Below are 5,107 nucleotides of genomic sequence, written 5' to 3' on the forward strand. Positions count from 1 at the left end.
CCCCCCCCCCCCCCCCCCCCCCCCCCCCGACCATCAGGCCAAGAGCAATGCTGGTCCAGACGATGGAGAGTCCGGCCTGCACCAGCATCGAGTCGAGCTGCGTCTCCAATTGGTACGGCACACCGCCCCAGTGGTGGGCGCAGCGGAACACCGCCGCGGTGGCCAGGGCGAACAGCGACACCCCGGCCACTCCCTGCGCAAGCCAGGCTGGTGGCGTGATCAGGCCGAACTGCGGCAAGCAATCACGCAGCCAGAGGCAGACGCCGAGCAACGCGAACAGCAGCCCCAGTTCCAGCGGGTTGAGCAGCGGCAGATAGGGCAGCGGTTCGGCAGCGCCGTTGCTCCAGGCGTTGGCTATCCAGAACCAGGCAAGCATCAGCAGCGCCAGCGGCAGCGATGCCCAAAGGCGGTACTCCTGTGGGTAGGCGGCGACCGGCCACGGCAGACGCGGTCGCAGCGCCACCAACAGCAGCCAGGCGCTCGGCAACAGCGCCCAGCCCAGCCATCGCCAGGCGTTGTACTGCTCGGACAACAGCATCAGCAGGTAACGCAGCTCCAGCGCCAGTACGCCGAGCAGCAACCAGCAACCCAGCACATGGGCAGCACTGCGCGCACCGGCCGGCAACAGACCGTCGAGCCGTCGCAGGGCCAGCAGGTGAACCACGAACAGCGCACTCCAGCCGGCCCAGCCAAGCTGCGCCGCCGGGTGATACTGCGGCGTCCAGGCAACCGCCAGCGCCATCACCCCCGTCGGAGCCAGCACCAGGCAAAGCAAGGCCAGCGCGCGCCATTGCTCACGCCCTGCCAGCCAGGTGGTGAAGGCCACGCTGGCGGCGGCCAGTAGCAATGCCAGCGGCACCTGCCTCCCGGGCTCCACGAAGCGGCCGATTTCCGCCAGCCAGGCCAGCGCCCACCAGCCGGCACTCCAGGCCAGCAGCAACTGCGCCAGGTGCGCCAGGCTGAGCCCCGCCATGGCCGCGTCGACACGCGCCACGCGCTGCAGGCGCCAGGCCCCGATAAAGGCCGCCATGGCCAGCACCGCTGGCGTCCAGAAGTCGGCATGGGCCAGCGGCCGCAAGCCTTCGCCACTCAGCTCGCCCAGCAGCAGCGGGCTGACCGCGAGGAAGCTCATACCCGCCAGCAACTGCAAGAGCAGGCCGAACCAGAATGCCGCGCGCTGCTGCAAGTAGAGGCTGAGCCAGAGGATCAACAGCCCGCTGCCCGCCCAGACCGCACCAGCCGTGCGCCAGGGCAGGACGAACAGCACCGCCAGGTTGACGAAGGCCAGCCCCGCCAACAGCACCAACGACAGGCCGCGCAACAGGCGTGCGTCGCTGCGCGCCAGTGGGTGGCGTGCCGTCAGCAGCATGCCGGCAATCAGCGCAAGGCCGATCAGCGAGGCCACCATCAGCCCGCGCCAGCCCTGCACATTGCCACTGCCCAGGCCCGTGCCATCCAGATCGAGGAGGAAGATGGCCCCGCCGAGCAACTGCACCGCAAACGCACTGAACAGGAAGGTGCGCGACCCCAGCCGCAGCCCAACGAAGAGAGTCGCCAGACCGGCCAGGGCCCAAGCGATGGCCGTGCCTTCGGCGGCAAGCGCAAGCGGCGCCATCAGGTAAAGGAATGCCAGGCCGGCGCTGGCCAGCGCCGGCAGGCAGCGGCGTTCCAGGTCGGTGGCGGCCTCGATGGGCGCCAGGCGCAGCTGCCAGAAGCTGAACAGCAGCGCCGCGCCCAGCATCAGGGCGCCCAAGGGCGAGCCGTCCAGCAGGGTCTCGCCCCCCACGTCCAACCCACCGAGGAAAGCCAGGGCTGCGCCGAACTGCAGCAGCAGGGCGAAGGCCCGCGCCAACGGTCGGCCCTGGCGCAGGCCCAGCCAGTAGATGCCGGCGCCCTCCACCGCCCAGGCGGCAGATGTCCAGCGGGCATCCAGCCCCAGCGGAATCGCCAGGCTGCCGAACACCACGCCCAGCGCCAGGCAGGTTTCCACCAGCAGCAGCGCGCGTCCAGCAGTGCGGCCGGCAAGGACTCGTGCCAGCACGATGTAGAACAACCCCAGGGCGAGGGCGCTGAAGGCGGCACCGAACTCGATATGGCGGATCAACGCCACCTGCAGGCCGAAACCAATGATGGGCGGACCGAACAGCACGGTGCCGTCCACCGTATCGCCCTGGCGTGCCGACCAGCGCAGTAATTCGCCGCGCTCTTCGGGCGCGTCCGCCGCGTCCGCCAGCTTGCGCCGGGCGAACAGCAGGCCGATGCCCACGTACATCAGGAAGAACAACACCAGGAAGGGTTCGGTGCTGGCGAAGAGCTCCGGACGGTACGAGCGCAGGCCCCAGGCAAAGCCGATGCCGAAGGTCCCGACGAAACCGATCAGATTGAGCAGCCGCCAGGCCTTGAACCAGGCAATCGCGAAGATGCCGGCGTTGAGCAGGGCGAAGTAGCTGAACAGCGCCACATGGTTGCCGCTGCCGCTGGACGTGAGGATCGGCGCGGCGAAACCGCCCAGTGCTGCAGCGGCGGCCAGGCCGAGTGCATCCTGGGCCACGGCGAGGATGGCAGAGAACAGGGTGACCGCCACCAGCAGGCCGAAGGCCATCGTCGGATCCAGCAGCGGATGCAGGCGCATGGCAGCGAACACCGTCAGGTAGAGCACGGCAATACCGGCGCCCTGGAGCATCAGCCCGTAGTTCGGATTGCGTCGGCGTAGCCACCAGCCAAGGCCGAGCAAGGTAATAGCCGCCAGGGCTACCCCGGCATAGCGCAGTTCGATGGGAACAACCATGCCTTCAGTGGCATAGCGCAACAGGAAGGCCAGGCCCAGGAAGAGCAGCACCACCCCAACCCGCAACACGGTGTTGCCGCCGAACAGCCAGTTGCGGGCGGCGGCAAAACCCCGCCCGAGCAGCGAGGGTTCGCGGGGTTTGGGCGGGCTTGGGGGGGCTTTGCGAGGAGCGCTGGGGCGCGCTTCACGTCCCCAGGCATCGGCGGGCGGGACAGCCGCCGGCGCGGGCTTCGGCTCCGCAGCGGCAACCGGTTCGGCCAGCACCTCGGCAGGCAACTCCCAGACCAGCTCGGAATCGTCGTCGGGCACCGCTTCGGGCGCGCGCTCAGCCGGGGCCACCTCGGGTTGGGTAACGGGGGGTGGCGCCTCTGCAGCTGGCTGCGCCTTGCCCTGCTCCACCTTGAGCAGGCGCTCATGGATGGCCTGGGTGCCTTTGTCGAAACGGGCGGCGAAGCTGGCCTGCGCCTTACGCAACTCGGCGTTCTCCCGCGCCAGCCCCTGGAGGCGAATGGCCTGGCCCAACCCCAGGCCCATAAGGCCTCCGAGCAGGGCACCCGTGACGCTTTCATCAATCCCGGCCCCGAAGGCCAGGCCAACCAGCATGAAGATCCATTGCATGCAGCGTTTTCTCGGATGATTGAGCACATTGGGGCCGCATCCATCGCGGCCGCGACCAGCCGGACGCTACAGGAGAACGGGCGTCGACCCAATAGAGACGCCTGAGTCCTGGATCACGGACACAGAAGATTCCTACAGCCCCACGCGATATCGACACAAATCTGGCGAGACAAAGGGAAATTTCGCGTTCCCCGACGGGAAACTGTTCACTTTTTCACCGACATCGCTATGATGCCCGCCCTTCTCCCCCTAGCCTGTTCGCCGACCATGAAGACCATGATGATCGTCGGTGCCGACCTTGACCGGACGGACACCTGGATCAAATACGAAAAGACCATGTGCCACGCCTGCGCCTCCAGCTGCTGCACCATGCCGGTCGAAACGCGTCTGAGCGACCTGATCCGCCTGGAGCTGGTCGCCGAGTTCGAGCGCGGCGAGCCGCCGAAGAACATTGCGAAAAGGCTGATGAAGGACGGCGTGGTGGAGCGCTTCAACCAGAAGTCCGGCATCTTCACCCTCACCCGCATGGGCAACAACGACTGCTACTTCCTCGACCGCAAGAGCCGTCTGTGCACCGTCTACGACAAGCGCCCGGAAACCTGCCGCAACCATCCTCGCATCGGTCCGCGCCCCGGCTACTGCGCCTTCAAGCCGAAGGACTGAACCCCCGGCTTCGGCGCTAGCGGGTCATCTTCTTCACGAAGACCACCACGAACAGCGCCATGGTGAAGCTGCCGACGAACGCCTCGAAGGCCGCCAATGGCCGCGACAGGCCCAGCGGCGCGATGTCGCCATAACCGAGGGTGGTGAAGGTCACTACGCTGAAGTACATGCAGGCCGCCAGCTCCATCAGGTTGGTCAGTACGTCCTGGTCCGGGGAGAAGGCCAGCGGCACGTCGCCGTGGTGGATGCCCGCCAGAAAATAGAGCAGGGCGAAAAACAGCATGAAGCCCACCGAAAACAGCACCACCCGCAACGGCTGCTCGCCGTAACCGCAAAACAGATCGACCATCCACGAGAAAAAGCGATGCCCGGACCAGCGCGGCATCTGCAGCCGGCGCATGACCATCTCGCGATAGAAGAAGCGCCCCGCCTGCTCGAACAACCCGGCCTGCTCCAGGTGAAGGCGCAGGTTGCGATAGACCTCTTCGGCCTGCTGCAACAAATCGAACATCAGCTCCCGTTGCCCGGCCTTGCGTGCCGCACGCGCCTGACGCTCCTGCTGCACCTGCTCGCCCCACACCACGTTGTCCAGGCGTGCGCCGTCGAGCTTCACCCCCAGCAGATTGGCATCGCGCAGATCCGCGCAATGCAGGTTGGCATCACGCAGGTCGGCCTTCATCAGTGAAGCGCCGCGCAGGTTGATCGCAAACAGGTGCGCACCGCGCAGGTCGGCGCGGTAGAGATCACTGCCGGACAAGTCATAGCCGACGGCGCTGCCACGGTGCACCAGATCGACGCCAGCCAACTGGCACTTCTTCAGGCAAAACCCCCGCATCGGCGCGCCACTGCGTGCCCGCGCCTCAAGTGCAGGGGTGAGTTCGGGCGCTTCCGATTTGTCCTGCTTGGCATCCCGCCAGAAATCGTCCTCAGGGCGGATGTCGAGCATGTTGGCAAACCCAGGGTACGGATTTTCAGCCTAGCCCAAAGCCCCAGAGATCGCGCCGCATCAGCGTCGACACACTGTGGGGGCGATTTCAA

3 protein-coding genes are annotated in these 5,107 nt (G+C 66.9%); 1 reads left to right on the forward strand and 2 read right to left on the reverse strand.

The window, feature by feature from the left end; genetic code table 11:
• Positions 1-3,406, reverse strand: a 3,406-nt coding sequence (locus tag AAHM40_RS26850; protein WP_342247418.1) for a DUF2339 domain-containing protein, incomplete at its 3' end; no start/stop codon positions are given.
• Between the two features lie 267 nt (positions 3,407-3,673).
• On the opposite strand from AAHM40_RS26850, the gene AAHM40_RS26855 reads away from it, so the two are divergent.
• On the forward strand, positions 3,674-4,069 hold the full coding sequence (locus AAHM40_RS26855; protein ID WP_028629853.1) for a YkgJ family cysteine cluster protein: 396 nt from the start codon (positions 3,674-3,676) through the stop codon (positions 4,067-4,069).
• A 16-nt stretch (positions 4,070-4,085) separates the two neighbouring features.
• On the opposite strand, the gene AAHM40_RS26860 is transcribed toward AAHM40_RS26855, so the two are convergent.
• On the reverse strand, positions 4,086-5,015 hold the full coding sequence (locus AAHM40_RS26860) for a pentapeptide repeat-containing protein (RefSeq protein WP_342247419.1): 930 nt from the start codon (positions 5,013-5,015) through the stop codon (positions 4,086-4,088).
• Positions 5,016-5,107 lie beyond the last annotated feature (92 nt).

Source organism: Pseudomonas sp. OTU5201, assembly GCF_038440135.1.
GTDB classification, from domain to species: domain Bacteria; phylum Pseudomonadota; class Gammaproteobacteria; order Pseudomonadales; family Pseudomonadaceae; genus Metapseudomonas; species Metapseudomonas resinovorans.